Annotated in this window: 13 protein-coding genes, 5 rRNA genes and 1 riboswitch; of the genes, 1 reads left to right on the forward strand and 17 read right to left on the reverse strand. The window is 40.8% G+C overall.

The genetic code is table 11. The features are described from left to right. Positions 1 to 25: 25 nt before the first annotated feature. The 14 genes from purN to ABID96_RS19290 all read right to left on the reverse strand — a co-directional run bounded on the left by purN (position 26) and on the right by ABID96_RS19290 (position 16,701). A complete protein-coding gene (gene purN, locus ABID96_RS19225; RefSeq protein ID WP_192603715.1) occupies positions 26 to 592 on the reverse strand; it encodes a phosphoribosylglycinamide formyltransferase in 567 nt (188 codons plus the stop codon). Next, positions 592 to 1,629: a phosphoribosylformylglycinamidine cyclo-ligase gene (purM, locus tag ABID96_RS19230; protein WP_192603714.1), complete on the reverse strand. Its 1,038-nt coding sequence runs from the start codon at positions 1,627 to 1,629 to the stop codon at positions 592 to 594. The genes purN and purM overlap by 1 nt, the downstream gene beginning before the upstream one ends. A gap of 92 nt (positions 1,630 to 1,721) precedes the next feature. Beyond that, positions 1,722 to 3,134: an amidophosphoribosyltransferase gene (purF, locus tag ABID96_RS19235; protein WP_192603713.1), complete on the reverse strand. Its 1,413-nt coding sequence runs from the start codon at positions 3,132 to 3,134 to the stop codon at positions 1,722 to 1,724. Then, entirely contained in the window at positions 3,119 to 5,341 is a 2,223-nt protein-coding gene (gene purL, locus ABID96_RS19240) for a phosphoribosylformylglycinamidine synthase subunit PurL (RefSeq protein ID WP_192603712.1), read from the reverse strand. Before purL ends, purF begins: the two co-directional genes overlap by 16 nt. After that, positions 5,325 to 6,008, reverse strand: coding sequence for a phosphoribosylformylglycinamidine synthase subunit PurQ (gene purQ / locus ABID96_RS19245; RefSeq protein ID WP_192603711.1), 684 nt, complete (start codon positions 6,006 to 6,008; stop codon positions 5,325 to 5,327). The genes purL and purQ overlap by 17 nt, the downstream gene beginning before the upstream one ends. Continuing rightward, the gene (gene purS, locus ABID96_RS19250; protein ID WP_088001776.1) at positions 6,005 to 6,259 is read right to left on the reverse strand and encodes a phosphoribosylformylglycinamidine synthase subunit PurS; all 255 of its coding nucleotides are present in this window, start codon (positions 6,257 to 6,259) and stop codon (positions 6,005 to 6,007) included. The genes purQ and purS overlap by 4 nt, the downstream gene beginning before the upstream one ends. Continuing rightward, positions 6,247 to 6,969 carry a phosphoribosylaminoimidazolesuccinocarboxamide synthase gene (gene purC, locus ABID96_RS19255; protein ID WP_192603710.1) on the reverse strand — a complete coding sequence of 241 codons (723 nt, stop codon included), beginning with the start codon at positions 6,967 to 6,969 and terminating at the stop codon, positions 6,247 to 6,249. The genes purS and purC overlap by 13 nt, the downstream gene beginning before the upstream one ends. Before the next feature lie 109 nt (positions 6,970 to 7,078). Beyond that, complete coding sequence (purB, locus tag ABID96_RS19260) at positions 7,079 to 8,374, reverse strand: adenylosuccinate lyase (RefSeq protein ID WP_088001772.1); 1,296 nt, start codon at positions 8,372 to 8,374, stop codon at positions 7,079 to 7,081. Then, on the reverse strand, positions 8,371 to 9,519 hold the full coding sequence (gene purK, locus ABID96_RS19265) for a 5-(carboxyamino)imidazole ribonucleotide synthase (protein ID WP_192603709.1): 1,149 nt from the start codon (positions 9,517 to 9,519) through the stop codon (positions 8,371 to 8,373). Before purK ends, purB begins: the two co-directional genes overlap by 4 nt. Continuing rightward, positions 9,516 to 10,001: a 5-(carboxyamino)imidazole ribonucleotide mutase gene (purE, locus tag ABID96_RS19270; RefSeq protein WP_192603708.1), complete on the reverse strand. Its 486-nt coding sequence runs from the start codon at positions 9,999 to 10,001 to the stop codon at positions 9,516 to 9,518. Before purE ends, purK begins: the two co-directional genes overlap by 4 nt. 117 nt (positions 10,002 to 10,118) lie before the next feature. Continuing rightward, a riboswitch (purine riboswitch) is annotated at positions 10,119 to 10,220 on the reverse strand. A 319-nt stretch (positions 10,221 to 10,539) separates the two neighbouring features. Continuing rightward, positions 10,540 to 11,631: a PRK06851 family protein gene (locus ABID96_RS19275; protein WP_192603707.1), complete on the reverse strand. Its 1,092-nt coding sequence runs from the start codon at positions 11,629 to 11,631 to the stop codon at positions 10,540 to 10,542. A 260-nt stretch (positions 11,632 to 11,891) separates the two neighbouring features. Next, positions 11,892 to 12,007: ribosomal RNA gene (gene rrf, locus ABID96_RS19280) — 5S ribosomal RNA — on the reverse strand. 52 nt (positions 12,008 to 12,059) lie between these two features. Then, positions 12,060 to 15,000: ribosomal RNA gene (locus ABID96_RS19285) — 23S ribosomal RNA — on the reverse strand. Positions 15,001 to 15,151: 151 nt separating this feature from the next. Further along, positions 15,152 to 16,701, reverse strand: a 16S ribosomal RNA gene (locus tag ABID96_RS19290). Together the 16S, 23S and 5S rRNA genes form the textbook arrangement of a ribosomal RNA operon. 356 nt (positions 16,702 to 17,057) lie before the next feature. On the opposite strand from ABID96_RS19290, the gene ABID96_RS19295 reads away from it, so the two are divergent. After that, positions 17,058 to 17,573: a hypothetical protein gene (locus ABID96_RS19295; protein ID WP_192604591.1), complete on the forward strand. Its 516-nt coding sequence runs from the start codon at positions 17,058 to 17,060 to the stop codon at positions 17,571 to 17,573. Between the two features lie 185 nt (positions 17,574 to 17,758). On the opposite strand, the gene ABID96_RS19300 is transcribed toward ABID96_RS19295, so the two are convergent. From ABID96_RS19300 to ABID96_RS19310, 3 genes are all read right to left on the reverse strand, one after another. Beyond that, positions 17,759 to 18,475, reverse strand: a complete 717-nt coding sequence (locus ABID96_RS19300) for a class I SAM-dependent methyltransferase (protein WP_192604590.1) — start codon at positions 18,473 to 18,475, stop codon at positions 17,759 to 17,761. 314 nt (positions 18,476 to 18,789) lie between these two features. Continuing rightward, positions 18,790 to 18,905 (reverse strand): 5S ribosomal RNA (rrf, locus tag ABID96_RS19305). A gap of 52 nt (positions 18,906 to 18,957) precedes the next feature. Continuing rightward, positions 18,958 to 21,897, reverse strand: a 23S ribosomal RNA gene (locus ABID96_RS19310). Positions 21,898 to 21,931: the final 34 nt, after the last annotated feature.

Here is a 21,931-nt window from a genome sequence, read left to right on the forward strand (position 1 = left end):
TCATTTCATCTTTTTAAATAGCATTCTATTGATTAAATAACTTCTTTAATGTATCCACATATAAAACATGCTCGATATCGTGCACCTTTTTTTCTAACGATTCTTTTGTTTCACCTTTATCAATCAAGATCTTTTCTTGTGCAATAATTGGACCAGTATCCATACCTTCATCAACATAATGTACCGTAACACCAGTCGATTCGACATTAGCAAGCAAAGCTTGACCGATTGCGTCTTTTCCAGGAAATAAAGGAAGAAATGAAGGATGAATATTAACAATTTTCCCGGGAAATGCGTCTAAAATTGTCGGACCAATCAATCTCATATAACCTGCTAAAATGATAAATTCGACATTTAGCTCTTTTAAATGAGAAATCACTTCTGCCTCGTAATGTTCTTTTGATTCATATTGTTTGGCAGTAAAGACAAACGAAGGAATATTTGCTTCTTCTGCTCTTTGTATACAATAAGCATTCTGACGATCACATACTAGCAATTGAATTGTTGCTTCTAATTCTCCGCTCCTAGTCGCATCAAGAATTGCTTGAAAGTTGCTGCCATTTCCTGAAGCAAATACGGCAATGTTTTTCATTACAGTGAACCCCCACCAAAAGTGACACCTTCACCTGCATTCGTTCTACCAATGATGAAAACTTTTTCATCAGATTCTTCTAATAGATTAATAATGTCATGTAAGTTTTCCTCTTTAATTGCCAGTACCATTCCAATTCCCATATTAAAAATATTAAACATTTCTTCGCGCTTTAGTTCACCAGTTTCTTCTAAAAGATCAAAAATTGGTTGGATTGGCCATGAACCATAGTCAATTTCTGCACCGATACCTTCTGGAAGCATTCTAGGAATATTTTCAATAAATCCTCCACCAGTAATATGAGCCATTCCATTAATCTCAAAGTTTTTCAGCACATTTAAGATTGGTTTTACATAAATTTTTGTAGGACGAAGTAATTCTTCACCTAATGTATGTCCAAGTTGATCAATGTGTTGATCAAGAGTGTATCCACCTTTTTCTAATAGCACTTTACGAACTAGCGAATAACCATTACTATGAATACCATTTGAAGAAATACCTAGAAGAATGTCACCTGCTTGAATATTTTGCCCTGTAACCAACTTAGATTTATCTGCAATCCCAACAGCAAATCCTGCTATATCATATTCATCTTCTGGATACATACCTGGCATTTCTGCAGTTTCTCCTCCAATTAAAGAACAACCTGCTTGAATACAACCTTCTGAAACACCTTTTACAATATGTTCAATTCTCTCAGGCACTGCTTTTCCTACAGCTAAATAATCAAGGAAAAATAATGGCTCTGCACCTTGAACAACTATATCATTCACACACATCGCGACTGCATCAATGCCTATCGTATCGTGACGGTCCATTTGGAATGCTAATTTTAATTTTGTTCCAACTCCGTCAGTTCCTGATACAAGTACCGGCTCCTTATGATTGAACTTGGATAAATCGAACATTCCTCCAAATCCACCTAATCCACCAAGTACTTCTTGACGCATTGTTTTTTGAACGTGTTTTTTCATTCTGTTGACTGCTTCATAACCAGCTTCAATATCTACACCAGCTTGTTTATATGCATTCGCCATGTGATGATTTCCCCTCTCGTTCCTCATAAATATATTCAAGAAAGGCGACGACTTTTGCTCGCCGCCTCTAATTTGTCTTAACGGTATTTCTATTAATTGTGAGAATGTACTAGCTCATTTTCATCATAAATCACTGTAGGATAGCATCCAGTAAAGCAAGCTGTACATTGACCTCTTGTTGGGCCTGCATGGTTTCGTCCAATTGCACCTAATAAGCCTTCTAAACTAATAAATTCTAAAGTATCTGCCCCAATTTCTTGGCACATTTCTTCTATTGATTTAGTGGCAGCAATTAATTCTTCTCTAGTAGATGTATCAATTCCATAATAACAAGGGTTCTTAATTGGTGGCGCACCAATTCGAACATGAACTTCACTCGCGCCTGCATCACGTAACATTTGTACGATTCGACGGCTTGTTGTACCACGAACGATTGAATCATCAACCATTACCACACGTTTTCCTTCAACAATCGAGCGCACTGGAGATAGCTTCATTTTTACACCTTGTTCACGAAGCTCTTGTGAAGGTTGTATAAATGTGCGACCTACATAACGGTTTTTAATTAAACCAATTTCATATGGTATGCCTGATTCTTCAGCATAACCAATTGCCGCTGAAATACTTGAATCCGGAACACCGATGACAACATCTGCTTCAATTGGAGCTTCATTTGCTAAAACTCGACCCATGTTTTTTCGAGCAGCATGAACATTGATATTATCAATATTGCTGTCTGGACGAGAGAAATAAATATATTCCATACTACAAATCGAATGTTCAACAGTTGAAGTAAATTGATCAGATTCGATTCCATCATCAGTAATGATTAGTAATTCACCTGGTTTAATATCACGAATATATTTCGCACCGACTACATCAAAGGCACATGTTTCTGAAGCCACTACATATGCATCACCAAGTTTTGCTAAAGCTAAAGGTCTAAACCCATTAGGATCAAGTGCAACATACATCGCTTCTTCTGTTAATACTAAATAAGCGAATGCTCCTTTAATCATACTTAAAGATGCTTTAATACGATCCTTTATTGGAGCCGAACCATTTCGCTTAATTAAATGTGCAAGTACTTCTGTATCTGAAGTCGTTTGAAAAATACTACCTTGCATTTCTAAATCTTTACGTAATCTTGAAGCATTTACTAGATTTCCATTATGAGCAAGCGCAATACTTCCTGTATGAGAATGAAATAAAAGTGGCTGAACATTTTCATAGCCTCTGCCGCCTGCAGTTGGGTAACGAACATGACCAATCGCAGCTTTTCCGTGCAAATCATTTAATTGACCTTTACTGAAAACTTCAGCAACTAATCCTTCTCCTTTTGCACCTTCAAGTTTACTTCCGTCAGAGACTACAATACCTGCACCTTCTTGGCCTCTATGCTGCAGACTGTGAAGACCATAGTAGGAGATTTGGGCAGCATCAGTATGCCCCCAAATTCCAAATATTCCACATTCTTCATTTAACCCTTTTATTTCAGCAAGCATGGGATCGCCTCTTTCCAAGACTGTTTTAATTCCTCAACAGAAGCATGAAGAACTGTTTCATTTTGTTGATTGCGGATCGTAACTGAAGTTTCTTCTGTAACTGTACCAATTAATTTCGCTTCAACCATCGCTTCAAATTGCGCCTTATGCTCTGGCTTAACAGAAAGTAAGAAACGAGATTGTGTTTCACTAAATAATGCAGCTACTTCATTACCTTCAATTGAAATATTTGCCCCTACACTTGTTGGACCAAATGTACTTTCAGCAATTGCAACACCAAGTCCACCTTCAGAGATATCATGAGCTGATGCAACAACACCTGCTTGAATCGCTGCAAGAATTTGTTCTTGTCGTTTTGACTCAACTGTTAAATCAATACTTGGTGCTTTACCGAAGATCTTTCCAGCATTTAAAAGCTTTTGTAGCTCACTGCCACCAAACTCTTCATTCGTTTCACCGATTACATAAATTAAATCACCAGCAGTTTTAAAATGCTGTGTTGTAATATGATCAATGTCCTCAATTAATCCAACCATCCCTACTACAGGTGTTGGATAAACTGCTTCGCCATTCGTTTCATTGTAAAGTGATACATTTCCACCGATAACAGGTGTACTTAATACATTACAAGCATCGCTCATGCCGTCAGTTGCTTTTTCTAACTGCCAGAAAATTTCAGGCTTTTCTGGATTTCCAAAGTTTAAACAGTCAGTTATTGCTAGAGGACGAGCACCTGAACAAATAACATTACGTGCTGCTTCTGCAACAGCAATTTTGCCACCAACTTCTGGATCTAAATATAGATAACGTGCATTACAATCTGTCGTCATTGCAAGAGCTTTTTTCGTATCACGAATTCGAATTACAGCTGCATCAGAACCAGGTGCCACTACAGTGTTTGTTCTTACCATATAGTCATACTGTCCGTAAACCCACTCTTTACTTGCGATTGTAGGTTGAGCTAGTAATTGTTTTAATGTTTCTTTTGAATCTTTCAACTCAGGAACATAGTTTTCCATCGCTTGGAACTCAGCATAATAAGCAGGCTCTGTAGATGGTTTATGATATACCGGTGCTTCTTCTGCTAAAGCGTCAACTGGTAATTCTGCAACAACTTCTCCGTTATGAAGTAATCGAAGCATTTTGTCATCTGTTACACGTCCAACAGATACAGCATGTAAATCATATTTTTCGAATAACTCTACAATTTCATTTTCTCTTCCTTTTTCTACAACAAGTAACATACGCTCTTGAGATTCAGATAACATCATTTCGTAAGCTGTCATACCCGCTTCACGCTGAGGAACTAAGTCAAGATTCATCTCGATACCCATACCAGCTTTTGAAGCCATTTCTGCAGATGAAGATGTCAGTCCTGCTGCACCCATGTCCTGGATGCCAACAAGCGCATCATTTTGAACAACCTCTAAACATGCTTCAAGTAATAGTTTTTCCATGAATGGATCACCCACTTGAACCGCTGGACGTTTCTCTTCAGATGCATCTGATAATTCTTCTGAAGCAAATGTTGCGCCATGGATACCGTCGCGACCTGTTGATGCACCAACGTACATAACAGTGTTTCCTACACCATGAGCTTGACCTTTTTTAATGTCTTTATGATTAATTAAGCCAACGCACATTGCATTTACTAAAGGATTTCCTTCATAACAAGGATCAAAATTTACTTCTCCGCCCACAGTTGGAATTCCAATACAGTTACCATAACCTGCGATTCCAGCCACTACTTCTTCGAATAAATACTTTACTCTAGGTGTTTCTAATTCACCAAAACGTAAAGAGTTCAGAAGAGCAACAGGTCGTGCACCCATTGAGAATACATCACGAATAATTCCACCTACTCCAGTAGCAGCCCCTTGGTAAGGTTCAATTGCTGATGGGTGATTATGACTTTCAATTTTAAATACAACTGCTTGCTCATCACCAATATCAACAATACCTGCACCTTCACCTGGTCCTTGTAAAACGTGCTCTCCACTTATAGGGAATTTACGTAATAGAGGTTTAGAATTTTTATAGCTACAATGTTCTGACCACATTACAGAGAATAATCCAAGTTCAGTATAATTTGGTCCACGACCAATAATTGATTTAATTAATTGGAACTCTTCATCTGTTAAGCCCATAGTGGCATAAATTCTTTCTTCTTCAATTTGCATTGGGTTTGGCTCAAGAAGTAACGACATGGTTTTCCCTCCAGTTTCTTACAATCGAACGAAATAGTTGAAGTCCATCAGCGCTGCCTAACAAAGTATCTACTGCACGCTCAGGGTGTGGCATCATTCCTAAAACATTTCCTTTTTCATTTACAATACCTGCAATATCATCTAAACTACCATTCGGATTATTTTGATAACGGAAAATAATCTGATTATTATTTTTAAGAGATTCATATGTTTCACTGTCGCAATAGTAATTTCCTTCACCATGTGCAATTGGTACAGTGATCACTTGACCTTTTTCATAACCAGTTGTAAACATTGTTTCATTGTTTTCAACAACTAATTCTACTTGGCCACACATAAATTTTAATTTCTCATTACGTCGAAGCGTTCCTGGTAAAAGACCTGCTTCTGTTAATATTTGAAATCCATTACATACTCCAAATACTGGTTTACCTTCAGCAGCAGCCTTTTTTACAGCTTCCATCACATTGGCAAAACCTGCAATTGCGCCAGAGCGTAAGTAATCACCATATGAGAAACCACCTGGTAATAAAATACCGTCAAATTCATCTAAATTAGTTGAATCATGCCATACGTATTCTACTTCTTCGCCTAATTCATCTTTTATTGCATGATACATATCTACATCACAATTTGAGCCTGGAAACACAATTACTGCAAACTTCACTGTGCGACTACCTCCTCTACCTCATAACGGTAATCTTCAATTACGATGTTTGCTAATAATTTTTCACACATTTCTTTTACTGAAGCATCTAAATCAGCTACATTTTTATCAATTAAAAGTTCCATATACTTACCGATACGAACATCATTTACTTCATTGAAATTCATGCTATGAAGCGCGTTTTTCACTGCGTTTCCTTGTGGATCTAATACACTTTCTCTTAATGTAACGAATACTCTTACTTTGAACATGATAATCCCCCTAAGCGTTTTAAAATTTCTTCGTATCCATCTGTTAAGTTCCCTAAATCTCTTCGGAACACATCCTTATCAAACTTTGCGTTCGTCTCTTTATCCCATAAACGGCAAGTATCAGGTGAAATTTCGTCTGCTAATAAAATTGAGCCATCATTTAACTTACCAAACTCTAATTTAAAATCGACTAATCGAACATTACATTCATTAAAATGATCAACTAATATATTGTTTACACGAAGAGCAATTTCTTTAATTGTTTGAAGTTCTTCAGGTGTCGCTAGTTCAAGTGATGCGATGTGATCTTCATTTACAATCGGATCTCCTAAGTCATCACGTTTATAGTAGAATTCAACGATTGGTTTAGCTAAAACCACACCTTCATCTAATCCCATTCGTTTAGATAAACTACCAGCAACAATATTTCGTACAACAACTTCTAAAGGAACAATTGTTACTCGTTTAACGAGTTGTTCAAGCTCTGATGTTTTTTCTACGAAATGTGTATCTATACCTGAATCCATTAACTTTGAAAATAGTAAGCTAGTAATCTCATTATTTAAACGGCCTTTACCAGCTATTTCTGCTTTCTTTTCCCCATTAAAAGCTGTCGCAGAATTTTTATACTTTACTCGTACAATTTCTGGATTGTCTGTAGAATAAATTCTCTTAGCTTTACCTTCATACAATAATTCTTGCTCTACCATGAAACATTGCCCCCCATAAATTTATATCTACACTTAATTGAATGTTAGCTATTTTTATTTTGTTTGGCTAAGGTCGAAAATGAATCCACCCTAGCCAAACGCATATTTCTTAATTTAATCCTAAGCGTTCAAAGATTGTATCTACTTGACTTAAATGGTAGCTATAGTCGAAGCAATCAGCAATTTCCTCTTTCGTTAATAATGAGGTAATTTTTTCTTCAGCTTCTACTAATTCTTTAAATTGTACTTGTGTTTCCCATGCTTCCATTGCTTTTGGTTGAACTGTATCATAAGCCTCTTCACGTGACATTCCTTTTTCGATTAGAGCAAGTAATACACGTTGTGAGTAAATCAATCCATACGTTCTATCCATATTGCGTTTCATGTTTTCAGGGAAAACAGTTAAGTTTTTCACGATATTACCAAAACGGTTTAACATATAGTTTAAAAGAATTGTTGCATCTGGTAGGATAATTCTTTCTGCTGATGAATGAGAAATATCTCTTTCATGCCAAAGTGACACGTTTTCATATGCTGTAATCATATGTCCTCTAATAACACGTGCTAACCCTGTCATATTTTCAGAACCAATCGGGTTACGCTTATGAGGCATTGCAGAAGAACCTTTTTGACCTTTAGCAAAGAATTCTTCTACTTCGCGTGTTTCACTTTTTTGTAATCCACGTACTTCAGTTGCAAACTTCTCGATTGATGTTGCAATTAAAGATAATGTCGACATATAGTGCGCATGACGATCACGTTGTAATGTTTGAGTTGAAATAGGTGCAGCTTGAATACCTAATTTCTCACATACATATTCTTCAACAAACGGAGGAATATTTGCATATGTTCCTACAGCTCCTGAAATCTTACCAACTCTCACACTTTCAGTAGCATGCTTGAAGCGTTCTAAGTTACGTTTCATTTCTTCCGTCCATAGAGCAAGCTTTAGGCCGAATGTAGTTGGTTCTGCATGAACACCATGAGTACGTCCCATCATTACTGTATACTTATGTTCTTTTGCTTTATTTTCAAGAATTCCAATAAAATTCTCTATGTCTTTAAATAAAATATCATTTGCTTGTTTTAATAAATACGAAAGTGCCGTATCTACTACGTCTGTAGATGTTAAACCGTAATGTACCCATTTACGCTCATCGCCTAATGTTTCTGATACTGCACGAGTAAACGCTACTACATCATGACGAGTTTCTTTTTCAATCTCATAAATTCTATTGATATCAAAAGAAGCATTCTCACGTAATACTTTTACGTCCTCTTTTGGAATATCACCTAATTCAGCCCATGCTTCACAAGCTAAGATTTCAACTTCTAACCAAGCTTTAAATTTGTTTTCTTCTGTCCAAATAGCTGCCATTTCTGGGCGTGAATAACGTTCAATCATACATTTACCTCCACTGGGTTCCTTTTCCAGATCCCTAACTCTTCTACTTTTTTCATTGCTTCTTCGGTTGTTGCTGCCATAATATTAATATGTCCCATTTTACGGCCTTTTTTACTTTCCTCTTTACCGTAAAGATGAACTTTTAAAGTGCTATCTTTCTTCATAACTTTTAATACTTCTTCAACATGTTCACCAAGTATGTTTACCATTACAACTGGTTTTAATAATTCAGTACTTCCTAAAGGTAAATTACATATTGCTCTAACATGTTGATTAAACTGTGAAGTCTCGCCCGCATTCATACTATAATGTCCTGAATTATGTGGACGTGGAGCTAATTCATTTACAAAAACCTGCCCATCGCTTGTAACAAATAATTCAATTGCCAAAACACCCACTAAATGAAATGAACTAGCAATTTTTTCTGCATATTGATCAACAGTGTTTTTTACAGATTCTGTTATGTTTGCTGGTACTGATGATGTATGAAGTATTTGATTAAAATGTACATTTTCTGCAATTGGGAAAGTATTTACATCCCCGTTTAAATTTCTTGCGACAATAATTGACAATTCTTTTTCAAAAGGTACCCACCCTTCAAGAATACATTGTTGTTTAGCAATTAAACTTAATGCTTCCTCAAAAGCTACCTCTGATTTTATTACGACTTGTCCTTTTCCATCATATCCACCCGTTGTTGTTTTCAAAACTGCAGGTAAACCAATTATTGAAATTGCTTCAAAAAATTGAGCCTCATTTTCTACTAAACGAAAAGGTGCAACCTGGATACCTAAATTTTGAATGGCAGTCTTCTCTGTTAACCTATTTCTCGTTAACTTCAATAACTCACTACCTTGTGGTAAATATGAATTTCCTTCTAAATATTCCAAAGCTTTTACATCTATATTTTCAAATTCATATGTTATAACGTCACTTAATTCCGCAAGCTGACTAATTGCTTGTAAGTCAGAGTATTCAGCAGTTATCTCGAAATCGGCAATTTGTCCACATGGTGAATTCGGCGTAGGATCTAAAACGGCAATTTTATATCCCATTTCTTTTGCAGAAAGTGCCATCATTCTACCTAACTGTCCACCGCCGATAATGCCAATTGTTTGTCCTGGTAAGATTACTTTTTTATTCATAGTAAAACACTACCTTCTGTCACTTCTTTTCGTGTGTTTTCACGACGGGATTCTAACGCTTGATAAACTTCTTGTTTATGAATACTAATAATTTGTGCTGCAAGTAATCCAGCGTTTGTAGCTCCTGCTTTACCAATTGCTACTGTTGCTACTGGCACTCCTCCTGGCATTTGTACGATTGATAGTAATGAATCTAATCCATTTAAAGCTTTAGATTGAACCGGTACGCCAATTACGGGTAATGTTGTTTTCGCAGCAACCATTCCCGGTAGATGAGCAGCCCCACCTGCGCCAGCAATTATTACTTGTATTCCTCTTTCTCTAGCTGTTTCTGCATATTCAAACATTAAATCTGGTGTACGATGAGCTGATACCACTCGTTTTTCATAGCTAATATTTAGTTCATCTAATACATCACATGCATTTTTCATTGTTTCCCAATCACTTGTACTTCCCATAATGATCCCAACTACCGGTTTCATCCATTTTCCCCCAAGTAAATTATCGCTGTTAATTTTTTCCACAAAAAAAGCCTAGAGTAGTATTATCTCTATGATGAGAAAGATAATCTACCTAGGCGCATACAAATAAACGTACACGTGTGATTAACTTCCCCTCATAGTCTAGTAATTTAAGGTTACTAGGTAGAAACTTTTGGGCCATATTCCCAACTTTATATGAGGTTTTGCTAAACTTCCTATATTTATAGTAACAATTAATGTTACCTTTTTCAATAAATATGAATATTTTATTTAAAAAATATTTTAATGTTCGTGTTTTGCTCTATTTTTATGTTCTATTTTACGTGAATATGATTGATTTTTACATTCTTTTCTCTAATACCTTCTTTTCTGGATTCAATTTAGTGAATTTGAAATAAGAATGCTCACTAATCAAATTATTAAAAAACTTACCACTTTGAAATTACTTATACATTACCTTAAAATCAGAAAGCTATCAACACAATAAAATTAAAAAGGCAAGACCGATGTGGTCTACGCCTTTTCAAACAATATATTTTTATTCAATTATACTTATAATTTCTTCAAGTATTTCCATTTGAATTTGATCAACTTTAGAAAAGTCCATGGCTTCTATATATATCGCTTCTAACTGATCCCGAAGGACTTTTACTTCTGCCAAGTAAGATATAGCCTCTTTCATTTTATCTTTATAGGACTTTGTCGTTCTTTCAATTTCACTTGAAAATTTCTCATCAGTCCCTGGTGTTATACATCTTTCATACATATCAATTATTTCATCATTTTTTCGATCTGGAAAGTATTCGTGTGGAGCAGTGCTATCAAAAATTGCTATGCTTTTTTCGGGAATTATCACCATATCTAGACTATTTGGATCGAAGCCGCAATGATAAATCTCAATATCAAACCCTCTTGATTCTCCTACTGATGCAATTTTCTTTAACATAGTAGATTTACCGGAACCTGCTCTACCTTTAATAAAATAACGTTTTTCAATGTCTTCTGTTAAATTTTGAATAAAATCAACTGCACCACTTGGAGTAGCTGCGCCTAGAAATCTATGCTTTATCTTAGGTTCTTTTGATACAGTATCATTACTAAAGAATAACTCATTTAGTTCATCAGTCAGTTTATTAGCTTCTTGAAAGTCCATATTAGATATATAAATTTCTTCTATTTCATCATGAGCCTTTAGTGCAGCAGAAAATGTGTCATATGCAGTTTGAAATTTCCTCGAAATCTCATCATTTAAAGATAATATTGCTTCTTTATGAACTGATAATTTTTTCGAGTTCCATGCGACACCTAGATTGACGTATTCTTCAATTACACCAGGAGCTTTCGGTTCAATTATATGGGGTGCGGTCCCATCAACTATTCCAATTTGAAATTCCGGGATAATAACACCGTCAACAGATTTGGTATCTGAAGAGCAATGTAAATATTCTATATTTATTCCTTTGTTAACGATGAACTCTCCAATTGATTTTATCAAGGTTGATTTACCTGTTCCTGGTCCACCTTTTAGAATATATAATTTGTTTAAATCCTCTAAAGCTGAGTCATAGAGATTATAAAATCCTTTTGCTGTGTTGCCACCTGCATAATAATTACGAATTTTCCCTCTCATCTATTCCCCTCCGTTCAATCTAACATATGTAAACTCTCTTAGAAGGGTGTTTGCCCAGTATTAATATTATTTACTCTTTACCTTAAAATATAAGACCATTGTTATTGTTTATTCAGGTATACATTCATTTTAGTGAAGCACGAAAAATTTCATTCGGTCATTATACTTGCCTCCTAAATTTCACTGGACCTCTCTCGGTTATAAGTAAAATAAGAACAAATACAAAAAAACATCAGCTTAATAGCTGATGTTTTTCATTTACCAGGCGACGTTCTACTCTCACAGGGGGAAACCCCCAACTACCATCGACGCTGAAGAGCTTAACTGCCGTGTTCGGTATGGGAACGGGTGTGACCTCTTCGCCTTAATCACCTGATTTATTTGTGGGTTTGTACCCTCAAAACTAGATAATGTCATTATCAAACTTGTTAGTTAAGTCCTCGACCGATTAGTATCAGTCAGCTCCACGTGTCACCACGCTTCCACCTCTGACCTATCAACCTGATCATCTCTCAGGGGTCTTACTAGCTTAACGCTATGGGAAATCTCATCTTGAGGGGGGCTTCATGCTTAGATGCTTTCAGCACTTATCCCTTCCACACATAGCTACCCAGCCATGCTCTTGGCAGAACAACTGGTACACCAGCGGTGTGTCCATCCCGGTCCTCTCGTACTAAGGACAGCTCCTCTCAAATTTCCTGCGCCCACGACGGATAGGGACCGAACTGTCTCACGACGTTCTGAACCCAGCTCGCGTACCGCTTTAATGGGCGAACAGCCCAACCCTTGGGACCGACTACAGCCCCAGGATGCGATGAGCCGACATCGAGGTGCCAAACCTCCCCGTCGATGTGGACTCTTGGGGGAGATAAGCCTGTTATCCCCGGGGTAGCTTTTATCCGTTGAGCGATGGCCCTTCCATGCGGAACCACCGGATCACTAAGCCCGACTTTCGTCCCTGCTCGACTTGTAGGTCTCGCAGTCAAGCTCCCTTATGCCTTTACACTCTTCGAATGATTTCCAACCATTCTGAGGGAACCTTTGGGCGCCTCCGTTACTCTTTAGGAGGCGACCGCCCCAGTCAAACTGCCCACCTGACACTGTCTCCGAGCCGGATAACGGCTCTAGGTTAGAATTTCAATACAGCCAGGGTAGTATCCCACCGACGCCTCCACCGAAGCTGGCGCTCCGGCTTCTCAGGCTCCTACCTATCCTGTACAAGCTGTACCAAAATTCAATATCAAGCTGCAGTAAAGCTCCACGGGGTCTTTCCGTCCTGTCGCGGGTAACCTGCATCTTCACAGGTACTATAATTTCACCGAGTCTATGGTTGAGACAGTGCCCAAATCGTTACGCCTTTCGTGCGGGTCGGAACTTACCCGACAAGGAATTTCGCTACCTTAGGACCGTTATAGTTACGGCCGCCGTTTACTGGGGCTTCAATTCAGAGCTTCTCCCGTAAGGGATAACCCCTCCTCTTAACCTTCCAGCACCGGGCAGGCGTCAGCCCCTATACTTCGCCTTACGGCTTCGCAGAGACCTGTGTTTTTGCTAAACAGTCGCTTGGGCCTTTTCACTGCGGCTCTCCCGGGCTTGCACCCAAAAGAGCACCCCTTCTCCCGAAGTTACGGGGTCATTTTGCCGAGTTCCTTAACCATAGTTCTCTCGCTCACCTTAGGATTCTCTCCTCGCCTACCTGTGTCGGTTTGCGGTACAGGCACCTATTTCCTCGCTAGAAGCTTTTCTTGGCAGCGTAGAATCAGGAACTTCGGTACTATATTTTCCCTCGCCATCACAACTCAGCCTTAACGATGTGCGGATTTGCCTACACATCAGCCTAATTGCTTGGACGCGCATATCCAGCAGCGCGCTTACCCTATCTTTCTGCGTCCCTCCATTGCTCAAACGGAAATCAGGTGGTACAGGAATATCAACCTGTTGTCCATCGCCTACGCCTGTCGGCCTCGGCTTAGGTCCTGACTAACCCTGGGAGGACGAGCCTTCCCCAGGAAACCTTAGGCATACGGTGGACGGGATTCTCACCCGTCTTTCGCTACTCATACCGGCATTCTCACTTCTAAGCGCTCCACCAGTCCTTACGATCTAGCTTCAACGCCCTTAGAACGCTCCCCTACCACTGATACCATACGGTATCAATCCGCAGCTTCGGTGATACGTTTAGCCCCGTTACATTTTCGGCGCAGAGTCACTCGACCAGTGAGCTATTACGCACTCTTTAAATGGTGGCTGCTTCTAAGCCAACATCCTGGTTGTCTAAGCAACTCCACATCCTTTTCCACTTAACGTATACTTTGGGACCTTAGCTGGCGGTCTGGGCTGTTTCCCTCTTGACCACGGATCTTATCACTCGTAGTCTGACTCCTATGGATAAGTCATTGGCATTCGGAGTTTGACTGAATTCGGTAACCCGTTGGGGGCCCCTAGTCCAATCAGTGCTCTACCTCCAAGACTCTAACACATAAGGCTAGCCCTAAAGCTATTTCGGGGAGAACCAGCTATCTCCGAGTTCGATTGGAATTTCTCCGCTACCCACACCTCATCCCCGCACTTTTCAACGTGCGTGGGTTCGGACCTCCATTCAGTGTTACCTGAACTTCATCCTGGACATGGGTAGATCACTCGGTTTCGGGTCTACGACCACGTACTATATCGCCCTATTCAGACTCGCTTTCGCTGCGGCTCCGTCTCTTCAACTTAACCTTGCACGGGATCGTAACTCGCCGGTTCATTCTACAAAAGGCACGCCATCACTCATTAACGAGCTCTGACTATTTGTAAGCACACGGTTTCAGGTTCTCTTTCACTCCCCTTCCGGGGTGCTTTTCACCTTTCCCTCACGGTACTGGTTCACTATCGGTCACTAGGTAGTATTTAGCCTTGGGAGATGGTCCTCCCAGATTCCGACGGAATTTCACGTGTTCCGCCGTACTCAGGATCCACTCAAGAGGGAACGAGGTTTCAACTACAGGGTTTTTACCTTCTTCGACGGACCTTTCCAGGTCGCTTCATTTACCCCGTTCCTTTGTAACTCCGTATAGAGTGTCCTACAACCCCAAGAGGCAAGCCTCTTGGTTTGGGCTATCTTCCGTTTCGCTCGCCGCTACTCAGGAAATCGCATTTTGCTTTCTGTTCCTCCAGGTACTTAGATGTTTCAGTTCCCTGGGTCTGTCCTCAGTACCCTATGTATTCAGGTAAAGATACTACTCCATTACGAGTAGTGGGTTCCCCCATTCGGAAATCTCCGGATCAAAGCTTACTTACAGCTCCCCGAAGCATATCGGTGTTAGTCCCGTCCTTCATCGACTCCTAGTGCCAAGGCATCCACCGTGCGCCCTTTCTAACTTAACTAATTTTAAAACTTAAATTAAACTTACGCAGTTTAATGAATGACATTATCTAGTTTTCAAGGTACAAATTGAGAGTGAACTCTCAAAACTAAACAAAACAATGAAGAAACATCTTTTCATGCATGAACCAACGGTTCATGATGTCTCCATAGAAAGGAGGTGATCCAGCCGCACCTTCCGATACGGCTACCTTGTTACGACTTCACCCCAATCATCTGTCCCACCTTAGGCGGCTGGCCCCTAAAAGGTTACCCCACCGACTTCGGGTGTTACAAACTCTCGTGGTGTGACGGGCGGTGTGTACAAGGCCCGGGAACGTATTCACCGCGGCATGCTGATCCGCGATTACTAGTGATTCCGGCTTCATGTAGGCGAGTTGCAGCCTACAATCCGAACTGAGAATAGTTTTATGGGATTAGCTCCACCTCGCGGTCTTGCAACCCTTTGTACTATCCATTGTAGCACGTGTGTAGCCCAGGTCATAAGGGGCATGATGATTTGACGTCATCCCCACCTTCCTCCGGTTTGTCACCGGCAGTCACCTTAGAGTGCCCAACTGAATGCTGGCAACTAAGATCAAGGGTTGCGCTCGTTGCGGGACTTAACCCAACATCTCACGACACGAGCTGACGACAACCATGCACCACCTGTCACTCTGTCCCCGAAGGGAAAGCCCTATCTCTAGGGTTGTCAGAGGATGTCAAGACCTGGTAAGGTTCTTCGCGTTGCTTCGAATTAAACCACATGCTCCACCACTTGTGCGGGCCCCCGTCAATTCCTTTGAGTTTCAGTCTTGCGACCGTACTCCCCAGGCGGAGTGCTTAATGCGTTAACTTCAGCACTAAAGGGCGGAAACCCTCTAACACTTAGCACTCATCGTTTACAGCGTGGACTACCAGGGTATCTAATCCTGTTTGCTCCCCACGCTTTCGCGCCTCAGCGTCAGTTACAGACCAGAAAGTCGCCTTCGCCACTGGTGTTCCTCCAAATCTCTACGCATTTCACCGCTACACTTGGAATTCCACTTTCCTCTTCTGCACTCAAGTTTCCCAGTTTCCAATGACCCTCCCCGGTTGAGCCGGGGGCTTTCACATCAGACTTAAGAAACCGCCTGCGCGCGCTTTACGCCCAATAATTCCGGACAACGCTTGCCACCTACGTATTACCGCGGCTGCTGGCACGTAGTTAGCCGTGGCTTTCTGGTTAGGTACCGTCAAGGTGCCAGCTTATTTAACTAGCACTTGTTCTTCCCTAACAACAGAACTTTACGACCCGAAGGCCTTCATCGTTCACGCGGCGTTGCTCCGTCAGACTTTCGTCCATTGCGGAAGATTCCCTACTGCTGCCTCCCGTAGGAGTCTGGGCCGTGTCTCAGTCCCAGTGTGGCCGATCACCCTCTCAGGTCGGCTACGCATCGTCGCCTTGGTGAGCCGTTACCTCACCAACTAGCTAATGCGCCGCGGGCCCATCTGTAAGTGATAGCCGAAGCCATCTTTCAATAAAGGAACAGGAGTTCCTTTATGTCATCCGGTATTAGCTCCGGTTTCCCGAAGTTATCCCAGTCTTACAGGTAGGTTGCCCACGTGTTACTCACCCGTCCGCCGCTAACCAGCAGGAGCAAGCTCCTACAAGTCCGCTCGACTTGCATGTATTAGGCACGCCGCCAGCGTTCGTCCTGAGCCAGGATCAAACTCTCCATAATAGTTAAGTTTAAATCTTGTATTGCTCAAAAAACTAATAATTGACGTTTTACTTCATGTTTTGTTTAGTTTTCAAAGTTCACTTTGTCGCTTCAGAAGCGACTTTAAACATCATAACATCTTATTAACATTTATGTCAACAATTTTTTATTCTGTTTTTTTGTTGTCCAAGTTGTTTCGTTGTGACAACATAAATAAATATACCATCTCGTCCATTCGATTGCAAGCTTTTATTTTACATTAATTTAATAAAACGAAAAATACTTAATGAATTAATTAGTTATTTATACAACTAGGTAAAAGTACAAGCATAAGCTATTCCTTCTCCATAGATTAGTACAAGAAAGGAGGAATTGTTATGCAAAGTAATGAAGCCCGTCAATTATGTAATAATTATAGAGGGCAGGTTGTACGCATTTACGATAAATCTGGAAAAGAGCACTATGGTAGAATTACTAAAGTCACTGATGATCAAGTATGGATTGAACCAATGGATCAACAGCGTCAAAACTCTAATTACTCTAACAATAGATCATCAAATCGCAGTAGAAATGACTTTAACAGAGAGAGATCAAACAGAAATTACTCGAATAGAGATTACTCAAATAGAAATTATTCAAACAGAAATAGCTCAGACAGAGATTACTCTAACAGAAACTATTCTAATAGAGATTATTCAAATAGAGACTACTCTAACAGAAACTATTCTAATAGAGATTATTCGAATAGAAACTACCGTCAAGATCAAAGATATAATAACAACTTTCGTGAGAGAGATAATTTTGGATGCGGATTCTTCGGATGTGGCTTTGGTGTATCTATAGCTATAGGCTTTATCGCGGGTATCGCTCTTGCTGCTTTATTCTTTTTTTAAAATGAAAAATAAATATATTATTTACCGAAAAGACCAAAAAATGGTCTTTTCTTTTTTCCTACACTTTAGCAGCTACAAAATAAATCCAGTTTAATAAACTTAAAATTGTGTTCAGTAAAAATTCCTGTCACCTTCATTAATAAGCAACTTAATAAAAAAAGAAAACAAAGATAAGTTTATACTACTTATCTTTGTTTTCTACATAAAAACACCCTATATCCTAATACATCTTTATAACGTAATATTAATTTTTGAAATTTGTGTAGTAATTCAATACCATCAGGTGGCAATTTATCGAAGGGTAATGAGTTCATTGGTTTTGTACTAGAGTTAACAATTGTTTCGCCTCGAATAATTTTGTATTCACTAAAACCTGCTCTGACTAAAGAATTCTCCCATTCTTTTACCGTTCTTGTTTTTGAAATTCCGTAAACGTCTTGTATATCCTTTTGTTCTCTAACCGTTAAAGGTTTCTCTGTTGTCATTTCAATCGCTAGAAAATATCCACCTTCTTTTAATACCCTTGCATATTCACTTAATGATTTATCTACATTTGTAAAGCTAGTTACGGACTCAGATATAAGAAAATCGTATACATTTTCTTGAAAAGGCAGTTTCTCTGCACTTGCTTGGAATAAATTTACCGGTATCTTGTTTTTATTAAATCGTTTTTTAGCTTTGATTAACATTCGATCGTTAATATCGATCGTATCAATGGAACATTTATATTTTTCATATAAGTATTGTGCTGTTTTACCAGTTCCACAGCCAACCTCTAACACAGAACTATTCGATTTAATCGGCAAAAATTTCACCATTTCTTTCGTTAAAACGAACCCACCTGGATGTGCATCCTCAATTCCCAATGTGGCGATTAAGTCAATATAGTTAAATTTTCCCATATTTGACCTCCTAACCTAATATGTTAAATTAGTCTATTCACCAATAACGTCATTGGTTTAATAATGTGAATACAATTCACATTTTTTTCTAAAACTTTAATACTTTTCCAATCAAATTATATATACGTTTATTTTAAATACTTTTAAATTAGCTGTTTAAAATAAAGAAGTATCATTAAACAACTTCTAAATTCAACATGTAATCTAATTAAAAATTTTCTTCGAAAATGAAGTATTTAATAGATCTTTTCATTTTTTTATATTACTTTATAAATACAAAAAAACATCAGCTTAATAGCTGATGTTTTTCATTTACCAGGCGACGTTCTACTCTCACAGGGGGAAACCCCCAACTACCATCGACGCTGAAGAGCTTAACTGCCGTGTTCGGTATGGGAACGGGTGTGACCTCTTCGCCTTAATCACCTGATTTATTTGTGGGTTTGTACCCTCAAAACTAGATAATGTCATTATCAAACTTGTTAGTTAAGTCCTCGACCGATTAGTATCAGTCAGCTCCACGTGTCACCACGCTTCCACCTCTGACCTATCAACCTGATCATCTCTCAGGGGTCTTACTAGCTTAACGCTATGGGAAATCTCATCTTGAGGGGGGCTTCATGCTTAGATGCTTTCAGCACTTATCCCTTCCACACATAGCTACCCAGCCATGCTCTTGGCAGAACAACTGGTACACCAGCGGTGTGTCCATCCCGGTCCTCTCGTACTAAGGACAGCTCCTCTCAAATTTCCTGCGCCCACGACGGATAGGGACCGAACTGTCTCACGACGTTCTGAACCCAGCTCGCGTACCGCTTTAATGGGCGAACAGCCCAACCCTTGGGACCGACTACAGCCCCAGGATGCGATGAGCCGACATCGAGGTGCCAAACCTCCCCGTCGATGTGGACTCTTGGGGGAGATAAGCCTGTTATCCCCGGGGTAGCTTTTATCCGTTGAGCGATGGCCCTTCCATGCGGAACCACCGGATCACTAAGCCCGACTTTCGTCCCTGCTCGACTTGTAGGTCTCGCAGTCAAGCTCCCTTATGCCTTTACACTCTTCGAATGATTTCCAACCATTCTGAGGGAACCTTTGGGCGCCTCCGTTACTCTTTAGGAGGCGACCGCCCCAGTCAAACTGCCCACCTGACACTGTCTCCGAGCCGGATAACGGCTCTAGGTTAGAATTTCAATACAGCCAGGGTAGTATCCCACCGACGCCTCCACCGAAGCTGGCGCTCCGGCTTCTCAGGCTCCTACCTATCCTGTACAAGCTGTACCAAAATTCAATATCAAGCTGCAGTAAAGCTCCACGGGGTCTTTCCGTCCTGTCGCGGGTAACCTGCATCTTCACAGGTACTATAATTTCACCGAGTCTATGGTTGAGACAGTGCCCAAATCGTTACGCCTTTCGTGCGGGTCGGAACTTACCCGACAAGGAATTTCGCTACCTTAGGACCGTTATAGTTACGGCCGCCGTTTACTGGGGCTTCAATTCAGAGCTTCTCCCGTAAGGGATAACCCCTCCTCTTAACCTTCCAGCACCGGGCAGGCGTCAGCCCCTATACTTCGCCTTACGGCTTCGCAGAGACCTGTGTTTTTGCTAAACAGTCGCTTGGGCCTTTTCACTGCGGCTCTCCCGGGCTTGCACCCAAAAGAGCACCCCTTCTCCCGAAGTTACGGGGTCATTTTGCCGAGTTCCTTAACCATAGTTCTCTCGCTCACCTTAGGATTCTCTCCTCGCCTACCTGTGTCGGTTTGCGGTACAGGCACCTATTTCCTCGCTAGAAGCTTTTCTTGGCAGCGTAGAATCAGGAACTTCGGTACTATATTTCCCTCGCCATCACAACTCAGCCTTAACGATGTGCGGATTTGCCTACACATCAGCCTAATTGCTTGGACGCGCATATCCAGCAGCGCGCTTACCCTATCTTTCTGCGTCCCTCCATTGCTCAAACGGAAATCAGGTGGTACAGGAATATCAACCTGTTGTCCATCGCCTACGCCTGTCGGCCTCGGCTTAGGTCCTGACTAACCCTGGGAGGACGAGCCTTCCCCAGGAAACCTTAGGCATACGGTGGACGGGATTCTCACCCGTCTTTCGCTACTCATACCGGCATTCTCACTTCTAAGCGCTCCACCAGTCCTTACGATCTAGCTTCAACGCCCTTAGAACGCTCCCCTACCACTGATACCATACGGTATCAATCCGCAGCTTCGGTGATACGTTTAGCCCCGTTACATTTTCGGCGCAGAGTCACTCGACCAGTGAGCTATTACGCACTCTTTAAATGGTGGCTGCTTCTAAGCCAACATCCTGGTTGTCTAAGCAACTCCACATCCTTTTCCACTTAACGTATACTTTGGGACCTTAGCTGGCGGTCTGGGCTGTTTCCCTCTTGACCACGGATCTTATCACTCGTAGTCTGACTCCTATGGATAAGTCATTGGCATTCGGAGTTTGACTGAATTCGGTAACCCGTTGGGGGCCCCTAGTCCAATCAGTGCTCTACCTCCAAGACTCTAACACATAAGGCTAGCCCTAAAGCTATTTCGGGGAGAACCAGCTATCTCCGAGTTCGATTGGAATTTCTCCGCTACCCACACCTCATCCCCGCACTTTTCAACGTGCGTGGGTTCGGACCTCCATTCAGTGTTACCTGAACTTCATCCTGGACATGGGTAGATCACTCGGTTTCGGGTCTACGACCACGTACTATATCGCCCTATTCAGACTCGCTTTCGCTGCGGCTCCGTCTCTTCAACTTAACCTTGCACGGGATCGTAACTCGCCGGTTCATTCTACAAAAGGCACGCCATCACTCATTAACGAGCTCTGACTATTTGTAAGCACACGGTTTCAGGTTCTCTTTCACTCCCCTTCCGGGGTGCTTTTCACCTTTCCCTCACGGTACTGGTTCACTATCGGTCACTAGGTAGTATTTAGCCTTGGGAGATGGTCCTCCCAGATTCCGACGGAATTTCACGTGTTCCGCCGTACTCAGGATCCACTCAAGAGGGAACGAGGTTTCAACTACAGGGTTTTTACCTTCTTCGACGGACCTTTCCAGGTCGCTTCATTTACCCCGTTCCTTTGTAACTCCGTATAGAGTGTCCTACAACCCCAAGAGGCAAGCCTCTTGGTTTGGGCTATCTTCCGTTTCGCTCGCCGCTACTCAGGAAATCGCATTTTGCTTTCTGTTCCTCCAGGTACTTAGATGTTTCAGTTCCCTGGGTCTGTCCTCAGTACCCTATGTATTCAGGTAAAGATACTACTCCATTACGAGTAGTGGGTTCCCCCATTCGGAAATCTCCGGATCAAAGCTTACTTACAGCTCCCCGAAGCATATCGGTGTTAGTCCCGTCCTTCATCGACTCCTAGTGCCAAGGCATCCACCGTGCGCCCTTTCTAACTTAACTAATTTTAAAACTTAAATTAAACTTACGCAGTTTA

Source organism: Gottfriedia sp. OAE603 (genome assembly GCF_040543965.1).
In the GTDB taxonomy this organism is placed as follows: domain Bacteria; phylum Bacillota; class Bacilli; order Bacillales; family Bacillaceae_G; genus Gottfriedia; species Gottfriedia solisilvae.